Below are 20376 nucleotides of genomic sequence, written 5' to 3'. Positions count from 1 at the left end.
GGCGCAGCGCCACGGTTCTGGGCGAGGCCGACATCCGGACGGCTCAAGCCGCCTCTCATCGTTGGCAGAGGCCGCGGCGGCGGACCCGCCGCGCTTCTCCGCTTTTCCGCGAGACGTGCCGGCCACATCCCGGCGCCGGCGCTTTCGAGAAAGCCCGGTCCCGTTCTCTCGATGGGCCCGTCGTTCGACGCTGAAATCGATACATTTGTAATCTCAAATATGCAATAGCATCGTCCAACAGCTAAAGTGGCCAACGAGCCGCGGTTCAAGAATGTGGAGGCGCGTTAAGGATGGAAACGGGACAGAACGGCGAGACCGACCCGCTCCACGCCCGGCGGGAACTGGCCGAGGCGCTGGCGCGCAGGGCGGGGAGCAGGGCGCGCGCCTTCTTCCTCAACCGCGACACCCTGCACCCGGAGCTGAAATCGGCCTCGCAGGACCTCGTCAGCGAGGCGGACCGCACCATCGAGGCCTGGCTGCGCCGGGCGATTCGCAAGCGTTTTCCGGAAGATGGCATTGTCGGCGAGGAAGAGGCGCCGACCGCGGGAAACTCGGGCTTCGTGTGGGTGATCGACCCGATCGACGGCACCATGCCGTTCCTCGTGGGCCAGCCGAACTGGACCGTCTCGATCGGCATCGCCCGCGAGGGGCGCCCGGTGGCGGGGGTCATCTTCGCGCCCATGATGCGCGAGCTCTACAGCGCGGTGGAGGGCGGCGGGGCGTGGCTGAACGGCGCCCGGCTCGTCATGAATCAGGCGTGGACAATCGCCTCCACCACCATCGGCTTCGGCGCCACGCAGAAGGCGACGCCCGCCGAGGTCGGCGCCTTCACCGAGGCGCTCTACCGCGAGGGCGGGGTGGTGTTCCGGGTCGGATCGGGCGCGCTGATGCTGGCCTATGTCGCGGCCAACCGGCTCGCCGGCTACTACGACCCGGCGCTGTTCTGCTGGGACTGCTGGGCCGGCATCGTGCTGGTGCGCGAGGCTGGCGGCGTCGTGACCTTCGCGGGCGCGCTCGACCGTCCAGGCGCCCTGTGGGCCGGCAACGGGCACGTCCATGCCGAGCTGGTCCGGCTCAGCCGGGAGACGCGTTGACGGCGCGCCTCCCGGCCGCTCATTCGCGCCGGCGGGCGCCGCTCGATCCGCTCAGGGCGCCTTCGCGGTCGTCCGGCGGCGATCCCGGGCCGCGCCGGCTGGCCGGCACTTCCAGCGTCCGGCGGATGGTGTCGATCTCGCTGACAGGCTCGTACTCGCCGCCATCCATCCGCACATTCGGGTCGACCTCGGGCGGATAGGGCACGCCGGGATGCGCGTTTCCATCGGTGGACGGATAGGCGCCCGGCGCTGGCTGCCTCGTCTGCGCGGCGTCGATCGGCGTCATGGCGGCATCGACCGGCCGGTAGACCTCGTGATGGCCTTCCCGCAAGGCCGCCGCCTCGTCGGAGCGGAACACCGGCTTGTCGGGAGCGGCATCGCGGGCATCCGCGCGCGTCTGCGATTTCGAACGTGCGGGTGATTTGGCACGCGCCGGAGCCTTGGCCCATGCCGGCGATTTGGCTCGCGGCGACGTCGCGAGGGATTGCGATGTCGGGAGAGAGTGCTTGCTGTCCATTCTCGCCTCCTTGTGCTGCGAGGACAACGCGGGGCGGGCGAAGATGTTCGTCCCGATCTCGCGGGGGAGAGCCCGCGCGGCGGCCCTCGCCATGCGGAAGGCGCATGAACGCCGGCCGCCCGCGCGTCGATTATTGCGCCTCCGGCACTTGAACCCGGGATGCTGCGCTGCGAGAAGCGGCGGTGCCGTCCCCGGGACGGCGGAGCGGCGCCCACCTCTGCCTTGCCGCTTCCGTCCAGCCTCGCCCTGCCAGTATGTTTCGATCGCTCACCCGCCTGCTCATACTCGTCATGTGCCTCGCCACCGTCGCCGCGGCGGTGAGCGGGCGTGTGGCGGTTGGGAACGTCGCGATCGCCGCAGGGCTCGGCGTCGTCGTCCTGCAATGGCTGCGCGTGAGCACGCTGGCGCGCCTCTTCACGCTGGTCGCGGTGGCGGCCGGCGCCTTCATCGTTGTCGCCTATCCCGGCGAGCGCGAGCAACTGCGCACTGCGCTGCTGCAGGGCGTGAGCTTCGCCTCCTTCATGTCGGTGCTCGGCCTGATGCGCTACCCGGTGCGGACGTCGGCGATCATCAAGCGGGCGGCGGGCAGCCTGCTGTCGTTTCCCGCCAGCCGGCGCTACGCCGCCGTCAACATCGGCAGCCACTTCCTCAGCCTGCTGTTCAATGTCGGCATCATCCGCATGATCGGCGACCTGCTGTCCCATGCCGACCACACCGCCGAGATGCGCCTCCAGCGCCGCGACCTGCTGCTGGCGGGCATGCGCGGCGCGGTGCTGATGACCATCTGGTCGCCGATGGGGCTCGGCTTCGCCATCGTCACGACCTCGGTGGTCGGGCTCAACGCGGTGCCGTTCCTCGCGCTCGCCTGCGCCACCGCGCTCACCATCCTGCTGGTGACCTGCGTGGTCGCCGGGCGGGCGGGCACGCTGCCGCTCGGCGTCGCCGCGCCGGGCACGGGCACCGATCCGGTGCCGCTGCTGGTGGTGATGGGCGCGAGCGCGCTGCTGCTCGCCCTCACCGTCGGGCTGCATGTGTCGAGCGGTCTCTCCTCCACCATCTCCACCATCATCGTGCTGCCGCTGTTCGCGCTGTTCTGGCTGGTGGTCGAGCCGCCGACGCCCGCGCCGCCGCTGCTGCGGCGGATATGGGAGATGACGCACGGCATCGAGGACATGCGCACCGAGGCGACGGTGCTGATGAGCGCCAATGTGATCGGCGCGGCGATCAGCATCGTGGTGCGCCACCAGTCGTTCTGGGACGCGCTGCAGCACGGACACTACCCGCCGAGCCTGCTGCTCATCCTGTGCCTGGTGCTGATCCCGCTCGCCGGGGCGGCGTTCATTCCCCACACCATACTGGTGGTGCTGCTGGCCCAGCTTCTCGGGCCGAGCACGCTCGGGCTGGAGCATCCCATGATGGTGGGGCTGACGCTCACGCTCGGATGGGCGCTCGGCACCAGCGCCTCGCCGATCAGCGTGATGTCGCTGACCACCGGGGCGCTGACCGGCACGCCCTCCTATGTCGTCGGCTTCATCTGGAACCGCGGCTTCGTCATGACCGTGTTCGGCTGCGCGGTGCTGGCCCTCTCGGCGCTCTACATGCTCGGTGGCTGAGGGGTGGTACTCGCCCGCGCTCAGGCCGGCATCGGCCCGGCGCCGGCGAGGAAGGCGCGGATCGCCTCGGCCGGGGCGGCGATGTCGAGCCCGCGCGCGGCGAGCCAGCCATCGTCGAACAGGCTCGAGGCGTAGCGCTCGCCGGCATCGCACAGGATGGTGACGATCGAGCCCTCCTCACCGCAGGCGGCCATCTCCCCGGCGAGCGTGAGCGCGGCGTAGACGTTGGTGCCCGTCGAGCCGCCGCAGCGCCGCCCGAGCACCTCGCTGATGACCCGCATGGCGGCGAGCGAGAGCACGTCCGGCACGGCGATCATCCGGTCCACCACCTCGGGGATGAAGGAGGGCTCGACGCGCGGGCGGCCGATTCCCTCGATCACCGATCCGTAGTGTTCGATCTCGGTGACGGAGCGGTCGGCGTGGTAGCGGTGGAAAACGGATCCCGCCGGGTCCGCCACGCATAGCCGCGTGTCGTGCCGGCGGTAGCGGATGTAGCGCCCGATGGTGGCCGAGGTGCCGCCGGTGCCGGCGCCGGTGACGACCCAGCGAGGCACGGGCGCGGGCTCCTCGCGCATCTGGGCGAAGATGGATTCGGCGATGTTGTTGTTGCCGCGCCAGTCGGTCGCCCGCTCGGCGAAGGTGAACTGGTCGAGATAGAGGCCGCCGGCCTCGCGGGCGAGCGCGGCCGCCTCGCCATAGACCGAGCGCGGATCGTCGACGAGATGGCAGCGCCCGCCCTGGAACTCGATGGCGGCGATCTTCTCGCGCGAGGTGGTGCGCGGCATGACGGCGACGAAGTCGAGCCCGAGCAGCCGGGCGAAATAGGCCTCCGACACCGCCGTCGACCCGCTCGACGCCTCGACGATCAGCGTGTCCGGCCCGATCCAGCCATTGCACAGCGCGTAGAGGAACAGCGAGCGCGCGAGGCGGTGCTTCAGGCTGCCGGTCGGATGGCTCGATTCGTCCTTGAGGTAGAGCGTGATGCCGGGCTGGGCGGCGAGCGGCATGCGGATGAGGTGGGTATCGGCGGAACGGTTGATGTCGGCCTCGATCCGCCGGATCGCCGTGCACAGCCAGTCGCGCGGCTGCGGCCGGCAGACGCGGCCGGTCTCGTTCGCGGAGGAGGAGGGGTCGGTCATCGGCGGTTCCTAGGCGGGTTCCCGGTGGCGGGAAACCGGCTGACGGCCGATTGGTAGCATGATTGTGCGCGCGAAATACCCGACGCCGACGCCGCCAGCGGCGTCCACGGCGGGAGGGGACGTTGCGTCCGTCGACGAGTGCCGATCACCTAAGCGGAACACGCCGGCCACGGCGATGCGCCCGCGCCGGCGTCGTCACCGGGCGGATGCTGGCTTTCAACCGTCGCCTTCGTCAGGTCAGGGACGACCAGGGCGTCTCGCCCGAATCCTCCCCGCCCAGCATGCTCTCGCCCGCCCGTGCGCCCGGCACGACGATCACCACCTCGTGGCCGTCGCGGATGGCGTTGGACGCCGCGGCGACCGCCGCCTCGAAGGCCGCTTCCTTGGTCGCATAGGGGATGCTGGTCTCGCTGTTGCGCTCGACGTGCCAGTCCGCCTCGCTGCCGCTGATGCGATAAATGTCGGGTCGGGTCTGCGTCGCCGTCGGCATGGTCTCTCCCTCCGCTGGAAATGAACGCCCGGTGGTGAAAGGCACGGCAAGGCGCGTAGGCGCGGCGGCTACAGCATCGGCCCGCCGCCGGTGACCGCGATGGTTGCGCCGGAAACATAGCTCGACAGCGGGTCGGCCAGCATCACATAGGCGGGCGCCAGCTCCGCCGGCTGGCCGGGCCGGCCCATCGGCGACTGCTCGCCGAAATGCGCCACCTTTTCCGCCGGCATGGTCGAGGGGATGAGCGGGGTCCAGATCGGCCCCGGCGCCACCGCGTTCGCCCGGATGCCGCGCTTGGCCAGAAGCTGCGCCAGGCCGGCGGTGAAGTTCTGGATCGCGCCCTTGGTGGTCGCGTAGGCGAGCAGGGTCGGGTTCGGCTTGTCGGCGTTGATCGAGGCGGTGTTGATGACGGCGCTGCCCGGCTTCATGTGGGGCACCGCGGCCTTGGTCAGGTAGAACATGGCGTGGATGTTGACCGCGAAGGTCAGCTCCCACTCCGCGTCGCTGATGTCCTCGATCGCCTCGAAGGTCGCCTGGTGGGCGGCGTTGTTGACCAGCAGGTCGATCCCGCCGAGTTCGGCCACGGCCGCGTCGACGATCTTGCGGCAATGGCCGGCGTGCTGGATGTCGCCGGGGAGCAGCACCGCCTTGCGGCCAGCCTCGCGCACCAGCTCGGCGCTCTCCTGCGCGTCCTCGTGCTCGTCGAGATAGGCGATGAGCACGTCCGCACCCTCGCGGGCGAAGGCGAGCGCCACCGCGCGGCCGATGCCGCTGTCGGCGCCGGTGATGATCGCCCTGCGCCCGGCGAGGCGTCCCGAGCCCTTGTAGCTTTCCTCGCCATGGTCGGGGCGGGGCGACATCGCCGCGGTGCGGCCGGGCGTGGGCTGCTGCTGGTCGGGAAACGGCGGAACAGGGTGACGCTCGAGCATCGGCTGGCCTTCTCTCGCTGTCGGGTTTCCCGACCAACAGATGGGGCAGGCGATGGTTCCCCGACGCAACGGGCGCATCCTTCAGAACCCGCGGAACCTGCCGCACAGCTTGCGGATTGGTCCGGGGAAGCGCCCGGCCCATCGGCTCCCCTTGGGAGCGGCGGCGCGATCTCACGAAACCGGGATGTCCGACATGGCACGGCACCAGGGCGAGATAAGGATCGGCGTTTCGGGGTGGACCTACGCCCCCTGGCGCGGGCACTTCTACCCGAAGGGCCTGACCCACAAGCGCGAGCTGGCTTATGCCGCATCGCGTTTCCCCGCGCTCGAGATCAACGGCACCTTCTACGGCCTGCAGAAGCCGGACGTATTCGCCCGCTGGGCCGAGGAGACACCGGAGGACTTCGTGTTCGCGGTGAAGGGCTCGCGCTACATCACCCATACCAGGCGCCTGCGCGAGATCGAGACGCCACTCGCCAACTTCCTCGCCTCCGGCCTGCTGCGGCTCGGGCCGAAGCTGGGGCCGGTGCTCTGGCAGTTCCCGCCCAATTTCCGCTTCGATGCCGGACTGATGCGCGATTTCCTCACCCTGCTGCCGAAGGACACCCGAGCCGCCGCGCGCCTCGCCCGGCGGCATGACGAGCGCCTCGACGGCCGGTCGGCGACCTCCACCGACAAGCGCCGGCCGCTGCGCCACGCGCTGGAGATCCGGCACGAGAGCTTCCGCGACAGCGCCTTCCGCGACCTGCTGGCCGAACACGGCGTGGCGCTGGTCTGCGCCGACACGGTCGAGTGGCCGCGGCTGATGGATCTGACGGCGGACTTCGTCTACTGCCGGCTGCACGGCTCGTCCGAACTTTACCGCTCGCGCTATGACGAGAAGGCACTGACGCGCTGGTCGAAGCGGGTGGCGGCCTGGGCGCATGGCCGGACCATGAAGGACGGCGATTTCATCGGCGCGCCGGACAGCCATGCCAAGCCGCGCGACGTGTTCGTCTTCTTCGACAATACCGACAAACTGCACGCCCCCGACGACGCGGCGCGGCTGATGGAGATGCTGCACGTCGACTGGCAGGCCGAGGCCCGGGAGGCGGCATGAGCGCGAAGCGCGACCCGGGCGACATGCCCGACCTGTTCGACACCCCCGCGCCGGAGGAGGAGCGCTCCTTCCGCACGCTCGACGAATTCAACGCGGCGCTGCGGGCGAGCGAACCCTCGGTACCCGGCGGCACGAAGGCGGTGCCGGGCGAGGGGCCGGTCGGCGCCGCCATCGCCTTCGTCGGCGAGCAGCCGGGAGACGAGGAAGACCGGCAGGGCAGGCCCTTCGTCGGGCCGGCCGGGCGCCTGTTCGACGAGGCGCTGGAGGCGGCGGGCATCGAGCGGGCGGAAAGCTACGTCACCAATGCCGTCAAGCGCTTCAAGTTCATCCAGCGCGGCAAGCGGCGCATCCACCAGAAGCCGACCGCCGGCGAGATCGCGCACGAGCGCTGGTGGCTCGAGCGCGAGCTCGGCCTCGTCCATCCCCGGCTGGTGGTGGCGCTGGGCGGGACGGCGGGGCAGGCGCTCGCCGGGCGGAAGGTGGCGGTGATGCGCGAGCGCGGGCCGCTCTCCTTCGGCAACCGGCGCGGCTATCTCACCGTGCATCCCTCCTCGGTGCTCCGGGTGCCGGACGAGGAGGCGAGGCGCGCCGCCTATGACGCCTTCGTCGCCGATCTGCGCGCGGTGCGCGAGCTCGTCGGCTGAACCGATCGACCCTTCAGACGGGCCTTACGCGGGCACCGTGAATCGTCCGCCGGCCGGAACCAGCCGCGTGCGGCCGCGTTTGCCTGTGCGGTTTCATAAGGGGGTGTCGAATGGCGCTCAACAGCACGCGGGCGGGTCAGCCAAAGCGTTCCTTCTTCACGCGTTTCTCGCAATATATCGCCGTTCAGGCCGGACGGCCGGTCACTTTCGTCGGCGCCGTCGGGCTGATCGTGATCTGGGCCGCGACCGGCCCTTTCGCCGGCTTCGGCGACACCTGGCAGCTCATCATCAACACCTCGACCACGATCATCACCTTCCTGATGGTGTTCGTGATCCAGAACAGCCAGAACCGCGATACGGCGGCGCTTCACATCAAGATCGACGAGCTCATCGCCCGCACCGAGGGTACGCGACGGGTGCTGCTCGATCTCGAGGAGCTCGACGACAAGGCGATCGAGGATATCCGCTCCGAATATGAGCTGATGGCGCGCCACGAGCGCGAAGGCGGCGCCGGGGAGGACACGAAGGACGAGGCGAGCGACGCCGAGCCGGCCGACCTCATGGCGGCGAAGGAGCGGACCAAGAGCAAGCCGGCCTCCGGTCCGAAGCGCCGCACAGTGCGGCGCAAGCCATCGGCCGGGACGTCGGCGGGAGGGCGGAAGGCCGGGAGCTGAGGCGACCGGCGCGCCGTCCCGTCAGTCCTTCTTCTTGTCCGCCTTCCGCTCGTCGCGCTTGCCTCCCTTGCCCTCGCCAGCCTTGCCCCGGGCGCGATTGGTGAAGCGGGCATTGCCGAGCCCGGTGCCGATGGTCAGCACGCCCCAGCGCTCGACATCCTGCATGAACGGCACCTCGCTGAGGCCCTGGACCACCGCGTCGTTGTGCATCACCACCGCGGTCTCGTGACCGCCGATGGAGGGGATGGCCTGCCATAGCGCGGCGGGCAGGTTGAAGCGCGAGCTTTCCCAGTTGCCGGGAAGGTTCTGCGCGCCGTTCTCGATGGTGCCGTCATCGGCGATGGAGCCGGGGCATCCGACGCCGATGAACGGCGCGAGGCGCACATCGTCCTTGTCCGCCTCGTGGATCAGCTTTTGCAGCATGTCGATCAGCCGCTCGACCACCTGCTCGCGGCTCACCTCCTCGTCGCCGTGGCGCCACAGCTCGGTGCTGCGCACGCGCGCCTTGGACAGGTCCTCGGCCTTGTCGAGATTGAGCCGCACGATGCCGCAGCGCATGTTGGTGCCGCCGATGTCGACGGCGAGGATGTCCTCGAAGCTGGCGAACATCCAGCTCGGGGCGAGGTGGGCGGCGCCGATCAGCCCGGCCTCGTCCGGGTCGTGCCGGATCGGACGCAACTCGACGTCCATGTCGTGGGCGCGGGCCAGCAGTTCCGTGCGCGCGACCGCGATCTCGGCGAAACGGCCGCCTCTCAGCCCGCCACCGACGACGATGCGCTGGGTCTCGCGCCAGTCCTTCGTGCGCATCAGGTGCCGGATGACGGCGAGCAGCTTGCAGGCATATTCTTCGATGGCGCTGTGAATGAGCGCCTGCTCGTGCGGGCGGCCGTCGGCGAGCGCCTCGTCGATCTGCGACTTGGAGAGCTCGGCGGTGGGCGTGTCGCCCAGCACCGAGAGCTTGCGGTCGCCGAGGGCGCGCCAGCGGTCGAAGATCTCGAAGAAGGCGGCCCGGCGCACGCTGTCGCCGATGAAGCCGTTCTCGTCGCGAAGCTGCGCGTTGAAGCTGTCGACCGTGACCGCTGTCAGGGTGGTGCCGCCATGGGCGGCGACGTCGGGAGGCGTTTCCTTGGTCTTCGGCTCGGCACTGGCCATGGGGGGAAACGCCTCCTCGTTCGTGTTCGTTTTCGCGTTGCGCTCCCATGAACGAACGAGACGAACCGGACGTTCCACGCTGCCGGCGCGAGGAAGCGCCCCGCGCCGTGCCCGTCGGGCGGGAGCGGGGCGCCGCCGCTAGACGTCGCGGCGATTGGCGGAGTGATCCTTGAACTGGTCGGTCTGCACCGCCTTCGAATCGAGGCCCCGCTGTTCCGGGTGGCGCTTGGTGGCGCGGTTGGACAGCGGCGCGTTCTCGGGCAGCGTGTCCCGGGGCAGGTCGGTCATCGCGCCGCCGCCGGTCTTCTTGCCGGAGCTGCCGACGCCGATGTGCTTGCGGCTCGCATTGGCCATCACATTCTCCCTGCGCGGACGGGCTGCGCCGTCCGCCTTCCTGTGGATGAGTCTGGTGTCTGTCCCGCCGCTGCGGGCGGGGCGGGGAGCACGGCTGACGCGCGGCGCTGCCGGAGCCTGATCGAAGGCTTTCCGGTCCCCGTATGGGTCAACGGCCGGCCGGCGGGCGAGGTTCCGGCCGGAGGGCAGGAAGTCGGGATCGGGTGGCGCAACGGCCTCGTCGCCACCAGACGGGCATGTCCGGCGGCGGATGGGTCGGCAGATGAGGTTTTGGGAGGTGAGGATAAGGCGACGCGGCGGCGTTCGCGCGCGTCATGCGCTCGCGAGGGGAGCGAGAGAGGGCAGGCGGGAAGGCGGGGCTCGCTGAACGTCGCGGCTTCCGCGGGGCCTCCCCTGGGCCGCCCTTGGGCCGGCTACGCGTCGAGGTGGCGCGGGCTGGCCGGATGGGGGCGTCCGAAGGCGCTGGGCAGGGAGGGCAGCGTGAAGAGGGCGAAGGCGACGATTTTGTCCGGGTCGCCGGCGAAGATCTTGGCACCCTCGATCACGGCATGGGCGAGCTTGAGCCGGAGTTCCCGCGGGTTCACCGCGCCGTAGGTTTCCTTGATCTCCGGAGGAATCTGCTTCCATGCCTGGCACATGCACAGGTCGAGTAACGCCACGTCCAGTTCATCGGTCATCGTGTTCGGGCTCCTTCAGTGGCGGTACAATGGGCCACCTCGGCAGGGCGCGAAACCACGTAAGTTAGTCTCGGTCCCTTAATGTGCCACCACGCCATAGGACGGGCGGAACAGCGCGGCCGACTTCAGCGCCTCGAGATTGCGGATGAACAGGCGCTTGTTGGTGAGCGTGATGAGGTTGGCCGCGCGCAGGTCCTGCAGCGTACGGTTGACGTGCACCGAGGACAGGCCGGTCGCGTCGCCGATATCGCCCTGCGTCGGCGGGAAATCGCACCAGTTGTCCTCGGCGATGCCGGTCATGTTGAGACGCAGATAGATGTCGCAGAACAGGTGGGCGAGGCGCTGGAAGGCGACACGCTGGCCGAGGCTCGCCGTCCATTCGCGCTCGACGCCGATCTCGAACATGGTCTGGATCCACAGCGCGCGGGCGACCGCGGGATGGTCGTGCACCAGGCGCTCGGACTCCTCGCGGCCCAGCTGGGCATAAGTGACCGGCGTGAGCGCGGCCAGCGAATGGTCCATGCGGGCGAGCAGGTGCATGTAGGGATCGCACAATTCGCCCGGCAGCACGAAGCTGAGCAGCTGGCGCCGGCCGTTCACCAGCATCTTGTAGCGGCAGGCCCAGCCGCCCAGCATCATCCGGATGCCGGCCGACGACTCGCCCTCGCGGACGAGATCGGCATGGGCCGGCGCTTCCTGCGCCCGCTGGCAGATCAGGCGTTCGAGCACGGCGAAGTCGGCCAGCGGCTGGGCGCTCAGCGTCGCCAGTCGTTCGGTGACCATTCTTGCCTTCAGTTCGATGCGGTCTTCGCGAGCCATGGCTTGCTCCTCGTCCCGAGAGGGATCGTGGTCGAGCACATATAAGAACGCTTCCGTAAAATGTAACCGTCGGCGAAACGTATATTCGACTATTCATTCCGCTTGACGGACATAACTTACTACTCCCGCAGGATTAATTATGCTTCATCAGCCGCAGCGGCGTTCTATGCGGTCGCCGCAGTCGTTCTATTGAGCTTTCGCCCGTGGCGGCGAAGGCGATCGCCATGGCCGCATAGGCAAGCGCGATGTCGCGCCAACCGACCACGTCCTCCCAGCCCGGCGTGAGGCGTTTCGGCACCACCGCATAGTCGACAAAGGCGGCGAGCGCTGCCACGCCCGCCGCATCGCCCACCAGCGGCCGGCGCGGGCCGCGGCGCCGTGCGGCCTCGAACACGCCGGCCCAGAACATCGACGCGGCGAGATGGGTGGCGACGCCGGGAAGCGTGTGGGCGAGGTCGACCCGCCGCGTGCGCGCCGCGCGCCCGCCATCGAGCCAGTGGCTCGTCGCGTTGAGCGGCTGGACGGCCGTATATCCCTTGCGGCGCGCGCACCCCGCCAGCACGGCCGCCATCAGCAGGCCGGCCGTCGTTCCGGAACGAAGTACCCGCCCAGCGAAGTGGGGCATGGCGACACCTCCAGAATGCGTTTGTCGGTCCGATCGCGCCGCGGCGCGTGCTCCCGTTCAAGGAGCCTTCGGGGGGTCGGCCCTGCGCGGGGGCGGGCCTCCGGTCCGCGATTTACCTAGGTTAATTCCCGCGCACGCACGGCGTTCCACCGGCGGCCGGCACGGCGCCTGTCTCACCGCGGAGTGGAGGTAGCATGATGGCTTTTGTCTATCATGTTACCGCCGGCCGCTGTGACCGGCCGCGCTGCGCCGCCGTCGTCGCGAAGCCGGCTCCCGTCAGGATGAGGCGACGGCCGGGACGGTGAGCGCGACCGGAATCGGCGCGTCGAGGCTTGTGCGCGGGTTCTCATCCTGCAGCACGAAGAACGAGCTGATGAACCAGACGATCGCGACCGCGGTGATCAGCGCCAGCGCGATGGTGAGAAGGGTCCGGGCATGCATGATGGCCTCCATGATGCTGCGGCTTGCCCCGCCGTGCCCCCGGCGGCATCGTCCCCTGCCTCGCGGAGAACGATGCCGCGCGGGCTTCGTTCCCTTCCGTCACAGAGCCCGCGCGGCCACCTGCTCGACCAGCTCCCGCGTGGTGACGAGACCGAGCTGCTCGGCGAAGCGGTTGCGATAGATGGTCAGCGCCGCCTCGTGCCCGGGGTCGGAGGAGGAGCACACCGCGTCTTCGACCACCAGCACGCGATAGCCGCGGTCGATCGCCTCCAGCACCGTCGCCAGCACGCACATGTCGGTCTCCCCGCCGGTGACGACGAGCGTGTCGGCGTGCGCACCATTGAGGATCGGCGCCAGCGCGGGCGCGGCGAAGGCGGAGAAGCGCCGCTTGTCGGCGACCGGCGCGCGCGAAGCATAGGGGCGGAGTTCGTCGACGATGGCGAGCTCGTCGGCATCGATCTCCTCGAGCGTCAGCGTCGACCAGCGCCGGTAATAGCCGCGCCAGGTGCCGATCTCGGCGTCGGGGTGCGGCGCGGGAATGAAGCGGGTGAAGACCGTCCGGCCGGCAAAGCTCTCGCAGATGGCGGCGATGTTGGGCAGCACCCCGGCCATCCACGCATTCGCCCACGCACCGCGCGGCGAGAACAGTCTCTGCATGTCGAGGCAGAGGTGGAAGGCCGATGCGCGTCGTTCCGTCATCGCGTGGCTCGGCCCGCTCCGGCGCGCCCGGTGGTTCGGCTCCCCGCGGCCCCCCGTGACGTGCCCCGCGGCCGGGCGTCCTCGTTCCTCGCGTGCATCGCCTCCTCCTCATGGCCGGCAGGATAATATGGCGTCCCATCAACGTGGGCCTTCATCCGCCGTTCCGCCCGTTCGCCGCTCCTCCGGGAACGCGGCGCGGCGGGGCGCGTTCTAGCGCCGGTGATGGCGACACGGTGACGCGATGAGCGAGAGGACCGAACTGAGGCGGCTGGCACGGCGGTTCGGCCTGCGCCTCGTCTCCTGCGGCGAGCTGACGATCCGGCGCGTCCCGCGCGGGCGCGGCTTCTCCTATCTCGACGCGGACGGGGCGGTGCTGAAGGACGCCGAAACGCTCGCCCGCTTCAGGAGCCTCGCGGTGCCGCCGGCCTACCGCAACGTGCGCCTCGCGCCCGACCCGCAGGCGCATCTGCAGGCGGTCGGCGAGGACGCCGCCGGCCGGCTGCAATACCGCTACCATCCCGACTGGACCCAGGCGCGCGAGGCGATGAAGGCGCAGCGCCTCGCCGCGCTCGCCGGCGCGCTCGTCTCCATCGGCCAGGCGGTCCGGCGGGCGCTGCGCCGGCCCGATCCCGACCGCCAGCTCGCCCTCGCGGCGGTGGTCCGGCTCGTCGAGCTGACCGCCATCCGCGCCGGGGGCGAGCAATATGCCGAGGAGAACGGCACCCGGGGTGCGACCACGCTGCTGAAATCGCATGTCCGGGTGGAGGGGAAGGAGATCGCGCTCGCCTTCAAGGGCAAGGGCGGCAAGATGATCCGCAAGAGCGCGCGCGACGCCCGCCTCGCCGAGGCGCTGACCCTGCTCCGCACGCTGCCGGGCAGCCGGCTGTTCAAATATCGCGACGCGGAGGGCCGCATCCATCCGGTCCGCACCAACGAGGTGAACGACTTCCTCAAGGCCATCAGCGGGCAGCGGATCTCGCTGAAGGACTTCCGTACCCTGACCGCATCGCTCGGCGTGCTCGACCAGCTCGGCCGCGTCACGCCGGAGACCAGCGAGCGCGGCCGGCGGCGGCAGATCCGCGAGGCGGTCGCCCCGCTCGCCGAGCAACTCGCCAACACATTGTCGGTCTGCCGCACCAGCTATGTGCATGACAGCGTGATCGCCGCCTTCGAAAGCGGGAAACTCGGCATTGGTGCCGCGTCCGTGCGCTCCTCCGCCGGCCGCGCGCAGATGCTCACCCGCCTGCTCCACAGCCGCCATTGCGGCGCCGGGCGGTGCGCCGCTCCGCGCCACTGATCCGGCGCGCCGGTCCGCGCGAACTCGGCGCGACATTCGCCCCCCGGTGGCGGGAACGGCGTTCCGGCCGGAACGTTAATCCGGCAGACGCGGAGCGCCCGGCCGGCGGAATCGGCCGGCCTGACGGACAGCCGGCCAAGGCCGGCGGGGTTCCTCGTCACCGTCACAGCCACAGGAGATGGGCATGGGCCGTCTTCCATTCGCCGTCGCGGCGCTCTGCCTCGCCGCCGCGCCCGGCTTCGCGCAAACGCCGAAACCGGCCGCCCGCGCGACCGCGACCGCCACCGCGAGCATCATCAACACCGAGGGCGCGCAGATCGGCACTGCGACGCTGAGGCAGACCCTGCACGGCGTCCTCATCGCCGTCGAGGTGAGCGGGCTCCCGCAGGGCGAGCACGGCTTCCACATCCACCAGACCGGCCGCTGCGACCCGAAGGACGGCTTCAAGACCGCTGGCGGGCACTATGCGCCGCGCCAGAAGCGCCACGGCCTGATGGACCCGGACGGGCCGCATGCGGGCGACATGCCGAACCAGCTCGTCGGCGCCGCCGGCACGATGAGCGTTCAGGTGCTCGACACCGCGGTGACGCTGGAGCCCGGCAAGGCCACGCTGTTCGACGACGACGGCTCGGCCATCGTGATCCATTCCGGCCCGGACGACTATGTGAGCCAGCCGGCCGGCAATGCGGGCGACCGGATCGCCTGCGGCGTGATCAAGAAGTCCTGACGCCCACCGCCCGCTCGCGTCCGGCGGCTGCCCCGCTGACACGCGTTACCGGGCGAACCTTGCGACCTCGATTGATGGAGACAGAATGACCCGGCCCGTATCCCGTCCGCGCGGCCTCTCCGATACGGCCGCGCTCGTGCGGGGTGCCTTCATCGTTGTCGGCGTGGTCGTGCTCACGCTGCTGGCCTGGCAGCTCGTCAGCGTCGCGCTGCTGTTCTTCGGGGCCATTCTGGTCGCCATCATGCTGCGCAGCGTCGCCGCGCTTATCGAGCGCGCGCTGCCGCTGTCGACCCGCTGGTCGCTGGTCGCGGCGTGCCTGCTGATACTGGCCCTCGGCGTCGGTGTCTCGGTGCTGCTCGGCGCCCAGCTCATCGGCCAGATGACCACTCTGGTCGAGGAATTTCCCCAGCAGATCGACGCGCTGGGCGATCGGCTCGGCATTGTCGATCTCGGCTCGAGGCTCGCCGAACAGGCGCAGAGCTTCGCCAGCCGCGGCAATGTCCTCCAGAGCGTGGCGGGCTACACGTCGGGGCTGCTGGGGGTGCTCACCAATATCGTGCTGGTGCTGGTCGGCGGCGTCTATCTCGCCGCGCGGCCGGACTTCTACCTGAAGGGATGCCTTCGGGTGTTCCCCGCCTCGATCCGCGACAACGTCGCCAGCGCGACCGAGAATGCCGGGCGCGCGTTGCAGCTATGGCTGCTCGGCCAGCTCGTCTCGATGCTGCTGATCGGACTGTTCACCACCGCCGGGCTGTACTTCATCGGCATGCCGTCGGCCTTCGTCCTCGGCCTCATCGCCGGGCTCGCCGAGTTCGTACCGGTGGTCGGACCCATCGTCGGGGCGGTGCCGGCGCTGGTCATCGCGCTCTCCCAGGGCGGCAGCGCGGTGTTCTGGGTGCTCGGCCTCTATGTCGTGGTGCAGCAGGTGGAGAGCAACCTCATCATGCCGCTGGTGCAGCGGCGCACGGTGCATCTGCCGCCGGTGCTGGCGCTGTTCGCCCTGCTGCCGCTGGCGGTGCTGTTCGGCCCGGTCGGGGTGGTGCTCGGCACGCCGCTCACCGTGGTGTTCTACGTCGCGCTGAAGCAGCTCTATCTGCGCGACACGCTGCACCAGAAGACCAAGGTGCCGGGCGAGGAGACGAGCTGAACGCGACGGACCCCGCGCCGCCCCTCAGCGGTCGAAGAAGGTAGCGACGAAGGTGAAGAGCGCGAAGCCGCCGATGAACAGGGCCGAGGACAGATGCGTGTCGTCGGCCGATTCATGCGCCTCCTTCATCATCTCCTCGATCGCCGCGAGCAGCAGGATGCCGACGGTGAAGGCGAGGGCGGCGTATTTCATCGTGTCGCTGAGGTCGCGCAGCAGCACGTAGGTGCCCGCCGCGCCGATCAGGCAGGGCACGACGAAGCCGGCCGCCAGCATGAGCCGCCGGCGTCGCGGCTGGCCGCCATTCTTGAAGTTGGCGATGGTGGCGAAGCCCTCGGGCACGTCCGCCATCACCTGGCCGAGGGCGAGCACCAGGGCGAGCTCCAGTGAGACCGAGGAGCCGGCGCCGATCATCAGCCCGTCGCTGAACAGGTCGAACGAGACGGCGGCGTAGATGAGCCAGGCGCCGGCCATCGAGCCCTCGGCGCCGCCCTCCGCCCCGCCGCCGCGCGGCTGCAGACGGTCGATCACCGATTCCAGCAGGATGTAGAAGCCGCCGCCCAGGCACAGGCCAAGCAGCACGATCCAGGGCGGCGCGCCCGCCAGCGCCTCCGGCATCAGCTCCACCGCCACCACGGCGAGGATGATGCCGGCCGCCAGATGGAGCGCGCCACTCAGCAGGCGGGGCGTGGCCGGCACGATTTCGGCGAGCAGCCCGCCGGCGAAATTGCCCAGCGCCGGCATGAGGGCGAGGGCGAGAACGGTCAGGTGCGATTCCATCCGGATTCCAGGCGGGCGAGCGGGCGGCCAGCAGAACGCGTGCGCCGTCCGGGGAGGGCGGCGCTCACGCCTTTCCCTACATCTTCTCCTTGATGCCACGATGAAGCAGCCACCAGTTCACCGGGTAGCTTGTGATGAAGCCGGCGATCATCGCAAGCTGCATCATGAACCAGAACTCCATCGAGGCGACCTCGAGCGGCGTGCCGAGCAGGCGCCGGAACAGGATGAACTGCGCGATCGCCATGAAGCCGTACATGCCGACCTGCCACGCGGTCAGCGACAGGGTGTCGGCCTTCACCGCCTGCACGAGGCCCTGGCCGACGCTGAGCTGGCGCATCGGCTTGATGGTGAAGTACTGGAACGCGACGCCGATGACGAAGGCGAAGATGAAGTCGAGTATCCAGACCGCGAACATCTTCTCCGCGAACACGGTGTGCCAGCCGAACCACACGGCGACCACCGGCACGAAATAGGCGAGCCATTCCGCCAGCAGGTCGCCGAGCGTGCAGCCGCTGCCGCAATGGCTCGCGCCCTTCGCCACCATCACCGGGAACGGCGTCTCGCCCTCGCCGCCCTTCTTCATCGCCATCATGTGGCTGCGGCTGGCGAGGCGCCCGTAGCGCAGATAGCCGGCCAGCGCGATCACGGTGCCGAACAGGGCGGTGATCGGCCAGACGACGTTCATGATCCACATGTGCTGGGGGTCGTGCCATTCGTCCCAGGCGATCCAGCCGGCGATGAGGAAGCCGGTCGCGAGCGACAGGCCGGCGACGAGGTGCAGCCAGGAAGGTACCATCGATCATCCTCGGGAGGTTGGTGCCCGCGGGCGGCGCGGCGGTCGCGGGCAGGTATCGCCGTGGGTCAGTGCGTGGCGCCGACGTCGGCGGCGAGGCGTTCGAACGCCTCGCGCACGCTGTCGAGGGTCGGCAGGTCCAGCGCGGTGAGCTCGCGGTCGATCCGGCGCGCGGGCTCGCAGACGAGGTCGTCGCGGAACATCCGGCAGATCTCGCGGGCGGAATCGTAGCCGTGATAGCGCCGCTTCTCGTTCTCGGTCGCCCGCTGGACGTCGTGCAGCTTCGCGTGCCGGCTGCGGGGATAGTCCCCGGCGCTGGCGCGCAGGATGGGATCGAAGGCCTCGTGGTCGAGGAAATCGACCAGCCGGGACCTGGCATCGCTGGCCATGGCGGCTCTCCTTCTCGATCAGTTGCTGACGGTGCGCGCTCGGCGGTCGATGCGCGGCGCCTGTGGGGTGAACGGATCGCCGGCGGGAGGGTTCCGCCCCCGGGCGGTGCAGTGCGTGTGCGTCAGCTCTCGCGCAGCGCCGTGCGCCGCACCACGCGGTCGAGGGTCAGTCCCTGCACGATGATGGTGAACAGCACCACGGCATAGGTCGCCGCCAGTATCGGCGCGCGCGCGTCCGTCCCCGTCAGCGAGAGCGCCAGCGCGACCGATATGCCCCCGCGCACCCCGCCCCAGGTCAGCACCGGGATCGTGCCGCGCGCGAAGCTCTGCCAGCGGGCGAGCAGCGTCACCGAGCCCGCCACCGCCAGGAACCGCGCCACCACCACCAGCGGCACCGCCAGCAGGCCGACCCAGGCGAAGCTCGGGTCGAAGCGCAGCACCAGCACCTCCAGCCCGATCAGCAGGAACAGCACGGCGTTGAGGATGTCGTCGACGAGGGTCCAGAAGCCGAACACGTAGCGCTTGGTGGTGTCGCTCATGCCGTGCGAGGCGCCGCGATTGCCGATCAGCACCCCCGCGACCACGACCGCGATCGGCCCGCTCATGTGCATGGCGTTGGCGAGCGCATAGGTCGCGGTGACCAGCGCGAGCGAGATCATCACCTCGATCGAGTAGTCGTCGAGCGCGCGCATCGCCCGGTAGGCGATGAAGCCGGTGACGAGGCCGAGCACCGCGCCCCCGCCGGCCTCGACCACGATGAGGCGCAGCACGTGGGAGACGTCGAAATCGTCCCCACTCCCGGTCGCCATCTGCAGGGTGATGGTGAACAGCACCACGGCGATGCCGTCATTGAAGAGCGCTTCGCCGCTCATGTCGGTCTTGAGCTTCTCCGGCACGTCGACCGAGCGCAGCGTCGAAAGCACCGCCACCGGGTCGGTCGGCGCGATCAGCGCGCCGAACACCAGCGCCCAGGAAAAGGCGAAGTGGACGCCGGCGAGCTGGGTGCCGAACCACAGCCCGGTGGCGATGATGAGGGTCGACAGCGCGACCCCCAGCGTTGCCAGCGCCCCCACCACGGCGGCCCGTCGGCGCAGCCGGTCGAGGTCGACATGCAAAGCGCCCGCGAACAGCAGGAAGGCCAGCATGCCGTTCATCACCGCCTCGTAGAAGTCGATCTGGCGCAGGCTGTCGGCGAGCGTGGCGTAGATGTGGGTGTCGGTGAACAGCACCTCGATGCCGATCAGGGCCAGCGAGGCGCCAAGCCCCATCACCAGCAGTCCGATATTGGCCGGCAGCCTCAGGAACTGGTGGTTGAGCCAGGCGAAGGTCGCGGTGGCCGTGAGCAGGCCGGCGACGAGTTCGAACAGCGAGAGCATCTTCAATCCTGCGCGCGATCCGCCGCGGCGGATCGCGGCGGCGGGTCGGCCTCAGTGCGAAACGAACGGGCGGTGTTACCGTCGCCAACCGTCCGGCGGGCGCCCCGTTCCCTGCGAAGTCAATGACGTAACGGTACCCACGGAAAGTGGGCGGTGCATCGCAACCATTCCGGTGCGGGCTCGTTGAACCTTCGTCGCAGACGCCCACGGGACCCATCCCATGCCGCAGATCTTCACGGCATCGGCCGACACGCGCCTGCGAGCAGGCATGCTCCTGCTGGTTCTCGCCGTGCTCGGCGCCGGTCTGTTCATCGGGGGGTACATGGACTCGAGCTATGCCACGCTCGTCGGCTGGACGCGGAGCCAGCCGGTTCCGTTCAGCCACCAGCACCATGTCGGCGGGCTGGGGATCGACTGCCGCTATTGCCATACCGGGGTCGAGACGAGCGCCGAGGCCGGCCTGCCGCCGACCCATGTCTGCATGACCTGCCATTCGCAGATTTGGACCGGCGCGCCGATGCTGGCCCCGGTCCGCGCCAGCCTCGCCACCGGCAAGCCCCTGCACTGGAACCGCGTCGCCCGCGTGCCGGACTATGTCTATTTCAACCATTCGATCCACGTCGCGCGCGGCGTGCCCTGCGTCACCTGCCACGGGCGGGTCGACAAGATGCCGCTGATGAGGCGCGCACATCCGTTCCAGATGGGCTGGTGCCTCGACTGCCACCGCGATCCCGGCCCGCATCTGCGCCCGCCCGACCAGGTGACGCGGATGGACTGGAGCGACTGGGACGAGCACCCGCAGGACCACAAGCTCTATGGCGAGCTGATGGTGAAGGCCTACGGCATCGAGCCCTCCAAGCTCGACGACTGCAACGTCTGCCACCGGTAAGGGGAGCGCGCCCAT

Annotated in this window: 23 protein-coding genes and 1 pseudogene; 9 read left to right on the top strand and 15 right to left on the bottom strand. The window is 69.8% G+C overall.

All coding sequences use genetic code 11. The features are described from left to right. The first annotated feature begins 290 nt into the window (after positions 1-290). Positions 291-1094 carry an inositol monophosphatase family protein gene (locus NVS89_RS02840; protein ID WP_258730968.1) on the top strand — a complete coding sequence of 268 codons (804 nt, stop codon included), beginning with the start codon at positions 291-293 and terminating at the stop codon, positions 1092-1094. A gap of 19 nt (positions 1095-1113) precedes the next feature. On the opposite strand, the gene NVS89_RS02835 is transcribed toward NVS89_RS02840, so the two are convergent. Further along, positions 1114-1611: a hypothetical protein gene (locus tag NVS89_RS02835; protein WP_258730967.1), complete on the bottom strand. Its 498-nt coding sequence runs from the start codon at positions 1609-1611 to the stop codon at positions 1114-1116. A 254-nt stretch (positions 1612-1865) separates the two neighbouring features. Between NVS89_RS02835 and NVS89_RS02830 the strand changes: the two genes are divergently transcribed. Further along, positions 1866-3224, top strand: coding sequence for a hypothetical protein (locus NVS89_RS02830; protein ID WP_258730966.1), 1359 nt, complete (start codon positions 1866-1868; stop codon positions 3222-3224). 20 nt (positions 3225-3244) lie between these two features. Here NVS89_RS02830 and NVS89_RS02825 read toward each other — a convergent pair whose 3' ends face one another. The 3 genes from NVS89_RS02825 to NVS89_RS02815 all read right to left on the bottom strand — a co-directional run bounded on the left by NVS89_RS02825 (position 3245) and on the right by NVS89_RS02815 (position 5782). Then, positions 3245-4363, bottom strand: coding sequence for a PLP-dependent cysteine synthase family protein (locus NVS89_RS02825; RefSeq protein WP_258730965.1), 1119 nt, complete (start codon positions 4361-4363; stop codon positions 3245-3247). Between the two features lie 232 nt (positions 4364-4595). Next, positions 4596-4853 (bottom strand): hypothetical protein, encoded by a 258-nt coding sequence (locus NVS89_RS02820; RefSeq protein WP_258730964.1) that lies wholly within the window; start codon positions 4851-4853, stop codon positions 4596-4598. A gap of 68 nt (positions 4854-4921) precedes the next feature. Beyond that, a complete protein-coding gene (locus NVS89_RS02815) occupies positions 4922-5782 on the bottom strand; it encodes an SDR family oxidoreductase (RefSeq protein WP_258730963.1) in 861 nt (286 codons plus the stop codon). A 184-nt stretch (positions 5783-5966) separates the two neighbouring features. Between NVS89_RS02815 and NVS89_RS02810 the strand changes: the two genes are divergently transcribed. From NVS89_RS02810 to NVS89_RS02800, 3 genes and pseudogenes are all read left to right on the top strand, one after another. Then, entirely contained in the window at positions 5967-6881 is a 915-nt protein-coding gene (locus NVS89_RS02810; RefSeq protein WP_374114512.1) for a DUF72 domain-containing protein, read from the top strand. Then, positions 6878-7525, top strand: a pseudogene (locus NVS89_RS02805) (UdgX family uracil-DNA binding protein); the annotation flags it as partial. The gene NVS89_RS02810 and the pseudogene NVS89_RS02805, both read left to right, overlap by 4 nt. 110 nt (positions 7526-7635) lie before the next feature. Beyond that, positions 7636-8199 carry a low affinity iron permease family protein gene (locus tag NVS89_RS02800; RefSeq protein WP_258730962.1) on the top strand — a complete coding sequence of 188 codons (564 nt, stop codon included), beginning with the start codon at positions 7636-7638 and terminating at the stop codon, positions 8197-8199. Positions 8200-8220: 21 nt separating this feature from the next. Here NVS89_RS02800 and NVS89_RS02795 read toward each other — a convergent pair whose 3' ends face one another. The 7 genes from NVS89_RS02795 to NVS89_RS02765 form a co-directional block, all read right to left on the bottom strand. After that, a complete protein-coding gene (locus NVS89_RS02795; RefSeq protein WP_258730961.1) occupies positions 8221-9351 on the bottom strand; it encodes an ROK family protein in 1131 nt (376 codons plus the stop codon). A gap of 138 nt (positions 9352-9489) precedes the next feature. Further along, positions 9490-9705, bottom strand: a complete 216-nt coding sequence (locus NVS89_RS02790) for a hypothetical protein (RefSeq protein WP_258730960.1) — start codon at positions 9703-9705, stop codon at positions 9490-9492. Positions 9706-10118: 413 nt separating this feature from the next. Further along, complete coding sequence (locus NVS89_RS02785; protein WP_258730959.1) at positions 10119-10382, bottom strand: hypothetical protein; 264 nt, start codon at positions 10380-10382, stop codon at positions 10119-10121. Positions 10383-10460: 78 nt separating this feature from the next. Further along, the gene (locus NVS89_RS02780; RefSeq protein ID WP_258730958.1) at positions 10461-11201 is read right to left on the bottom strand and encodes a Crp/Fnr family transcriptional regulator; all 741 of its coding nucleotides are present in this window, start codon (positions 11199-11201) and stop codon (positions 10461-10463) included. A 133-nt stretch (positions 11202-11334) separates the two neighbouring features. Then, positions 11335-11826 (bottom strand): hypothetical protein, encoded by a 492-nt coding sequence (locus NVS89_RS02775; RefSeq protein WP_258730957.1) that lies wholly within the window; start codon positions 11824-11826, stop codon positions 11335-11337. 276 nt (positions 11827-12102) lie between these two features. After that, the gene (locus NVS89_RS02770; protein ID WP_258730956.1) at positions 12103-12267 is read right to left on the bottom strand and encodes a hypothetical protein; all 165 of its coding nucleotides are present in this window, start codon (positions 12265-12267) and stop codon (positions 12103-12105) included. 99 nt (positions 12268-12366) lie between these two features. Next, positions 12367-12966: a cysteine hydrolase family protein gene (locus NVS89_RS02765; protein ID WP_258730955.1), complete on the bottom strand. Its 600-nt coding sequence runs from the start codon at positions 12964-12966 to the stop codon at positions 12367-12369. A 241-nt stretch (positions 12967-13207) separates the two neighbouring features. Here NVS89_RS02765 and NVS89_RS02760 point away from each other — a divergent pair, with 241 nt between their 5' ends. The 3 genes from NVS89_RS02760 to NVS89_RS02750 all read left to right on the top strand — a co-directional run bounded on the left by NVS89_RS02760 (position 13208) and on the right by NVS89_RS02750 (position 16137). Next, complete coding sequence (locus tag NVS89_RS02760) at positions 13208-14263, top strand: DNA topoisomerase IB (RefSeq protein WP_258730954.1); 1056 nt, start codon at positions 13208-13210, stop codon at positions 14261-14263. Between the two features lie 184 nt (positions 14264-14447). After that, complete coding sequence (locus NVS89_RS02755; RefSeq protein ID WP_258730953.1) at positions 14448-14990, top strand: superoxide dismutase family protein; 543 nt, start codon at positions 14448-14450, stop codon at positions 14988-14990. An 85-nt stretch (positions 14991-15075) separates the two neighbouring features. After that, on the top strand, positions 15076-16137 hold the full coding sequence (locus tag NVS89_RS02750; RefSeq protein ID WP_258730951.1) for an AI-2E family transporter: 1062 nt from the start codon (positions 15076-15078) through the stop codon (positions 16135-16137). A gap of 24 nt (positions 16138-16161) precedes the next feature. Here NVS89_RS02750 and NVS89_RS02745 read toward each other — a convergent pair whose 3' ends face one another. The 4 genes from NVS89_RS02745 to NVS89_RS02730 all read right to left on the bottom strand — a co-directional run bounded on the left by NVS89_RS02745 (position 16162) and on the right by NVS89_RS02730 (position 19472). Then, positions 16162-16914: a ZIP family metal transporter gene (locus tag NVS89_RS02745; protein ID WP_258730950.1), complete on the bottom strand. Its 753-nt coding sequence runs from the start codon at positions 16912-16914 to the stop codon at positions 16162-16164. 76 nt (positions 16915-16990) lie between these two features. Next, the gene (locus tag NVS89_RS02740) at positions 16991-17710 is read right to left on the bottom strand and encodes a DUF4396 domain-containing protein (RefSeq protein WP_258730949.1); all 720 of its coding nucleotides are present in this window, start codon (positions 17708-17710) and stop codon (positions 16991-16993) included. A 65-nt stretch (positions 17711-17775) separates the two neighbouring features. Next, on the bottom strand, positions 17776-18096 hold the full coding sequence (locus tag NVS89_RS02735; protein WP_258730948.1) for a hypothetical protein: 321 nt from the start codon (positions 18094-18096) through the stop codon (positions 17776-17778). A 122-nt stretch (positions 18097-18218) separates the two neighbouring features. Next, positions 18219-19472, bottom strand: coding sequence for a cation:proton antiporter (locus NVS89_RS02730; RefSeq protein WP_258730947.1), 1254 nt, complete (start codon positions 19470-19472; stop codon positions 18219-18221). Positions 19473-19692: 220 nt separating this feature from the next. On the opposite strand from NVS89_RS02730, the gene NVS89_RS02725 reads away from it, so the two are divergent. Then, on the top strand, positions 19693-20361 hold the full coding sequence (locus NVS89_RS02725) for a cytochrome c3 family protein (RefSeq protein WP_258730946.1): 669 nt from the start codon (positions 19693-19695) through the stop codon (positions 20359-20361). Positions 20362-20376 lie beyond the last annotated feature (15 nt).

Origin of the sequence: Ancylobacter mangrovi, from assembly GCF_024752355.1 — a bacterium.
In the GTDB taxonomy this organism is placed as follows: domain Bacteria; phylum Pseudomonadota; class Alphaproteobacteria; order Rhizobiales; family Xanthobacteraceae; genus Ancylobacter; species Ancylobacter mangrovi.
This window is presented reverse-complemented; position numbering and strand designations above follow the sequence as displayed.

Bases quoted from the DNA above. Each gene is read 5' to 3' on its own strand.
- NVS89_RS02840 (WP_258730968.1), top strand. From the start codon at position 291: ATGGAAACGGGACAGAACGGCGAGACCGACCCGCTCCACGCCCGGCGG.
- NVS89_RS02835 (WP_258730967.1), bottom strand. From the start codon at position 1,611: ATGGACAGCAAGCACTCTCTCCCGACATCGCAATCCCTCGCGACGTCG.
- NVS89_RS02830 (WP_258730966.1), top strand. From the start codon at position 1,866: ATGTTTCGATCGCTCACCCGCCTGCTCATACTCGTCATGTGCCTCGCC.
- NVS89_RS02825 (WP_258730965.1), bottom strand. From the start codon at position 4,363: ATGACCGACCCCTCCTCCTCCGCGAACGAGACCGGCCGCGTCTGCCGG.
- NVS89_RS02820 (WP_258730964.1), bottom strand. From the start codon at position 4,853: ATGCCGACGGCGACGCAGACCCGACCCGACATTTATCGCATCAGCGGC.
- NVS89_RS02815 (WP_258730963.1), bottom strand. From the start codon at position 5,782: ATGCTCGAGCGTCACCCTGTTCCGCCGTTTCCCGACCAGCAGCAGCCC.
- NVS89_RS02810 (WP_374114512.1), top strand. From the start codon at position 5,967: ATGTCCGACATGGCACGGCACCAGGGCGAGATAAGGATCGGCGTTTCG.
- NVS89_RS02800 (WP_258730962.1), top strand. From the start codon at position 7,636: ATGGCGCTCAACAGCACGCGGGCGGGTCAGCCAAAGCGTTCCTTCTTC.
- NVS89_RS02795 (WP_258730961.1), bottom strand. From the start codon at position 9,351: ATGGCCAGTGCCGAGCCGAAGACCAAGGAAACGCCTCCCGACGTCGCC.
- NVS89_RS02790 (WP_258730960.1), bottom strand. From the start codon at position 9,705: ATGGCCAATGCGAGCCGCAAGCACATCGGCGTCGGCAGCTCCGGCAAG.
- NVS89_RS02785 (WP_258730959.1), bottom strand. From the start codon at position 10,382: ATGACCGATGAACTGGACGTGGCGTTACTCGACCTGTGCATGTGCCAG.
- NVS89_RS02780 (WP_258730958.1), bottom strand. From the start codon at position 11,201: ATGGCTCGCGAAGACCGCATCGAACTGAAGGCAAGAATGGTCACCGAA.
- NVS89_RS02775 (WP_258730957.1), bottom strand. From the start codon at position 11,826: ATGCCCCACTTCGCTGGGCGGGTACTTCGTTCCGGAACGACGGCCGGC.
- NVS89_RS02770 (WP_258730956.1), bottom strand. From the start codon at position 12,267: ATGCATGCCCGGACCCTTCTCACCATCGCGCTGGCGCTGATCACCGCG.
- NVS89_RS02765 (WP_258730955.1), bottom strand. From the start codon at position 12,966: ATGACGGAACGACGCGCATCGGCCTTCCACCTCTGCCTCGACATGCAG.
- NVS89_RS02760 (WP_258730954.1), top strand. From the start codon at position 13,208: ATGAGCGAGAGGACCGAACTGAGGCGGCTGGCACGGCGGTTCGGCCTG.
- NVS89_RS02755 (WP_258730953.1), top strand. From the start codon at position 14,448: ATGGGCCGTCTTCCATTCGCCGTCGCGGCGCTCTGCCTCGCCGCCGCG.
- NVS89_RS02750 (WP_258730951.1), top strand. From the start codon at position 15,076: ATGACCCGGCCCGTATCCCGTCCGCGCGGCCTCTCCGATACGGCCGCG.
- NVS89_RS02745 (WP_258730950.1), bottom strand. From the start codon at position 16,914: ATGGAATCGCACCTGACCGTTCTCGCCCTCGCCCTCATGCCGGCGCTG.
- NVS89_RS02740 (WP_258730949.1), bottom strand. From the start codon at position 17,710: ATGGTACCTTCCTGGCTGCACCTCGTCGCCGGCCTGTCGCTCGCGACC.
- NVS89_RS02735 (WP_258730948.1), bottom strand. From the start codon at position 18,096: ATGGCCAGCGATGCCAGGTCCCGGCTGGTCGATTTCCTCGACCACGAG.
- NVS89_RS02730 (WP_258730947.1), bottom strand. From the start codon at position 19,472: ATGCTCTCGCTGTTCGAACTCGTCGCCGGCCTGCTCACGGCCACCGCG.
- NVS89_RS02725 (WP_258730946.1), top strand. From the start codon at position 19,693: ATGCCGCAGATCTTCACGGCATCGGCCGACACGCGCCTGCGAGCAGGC.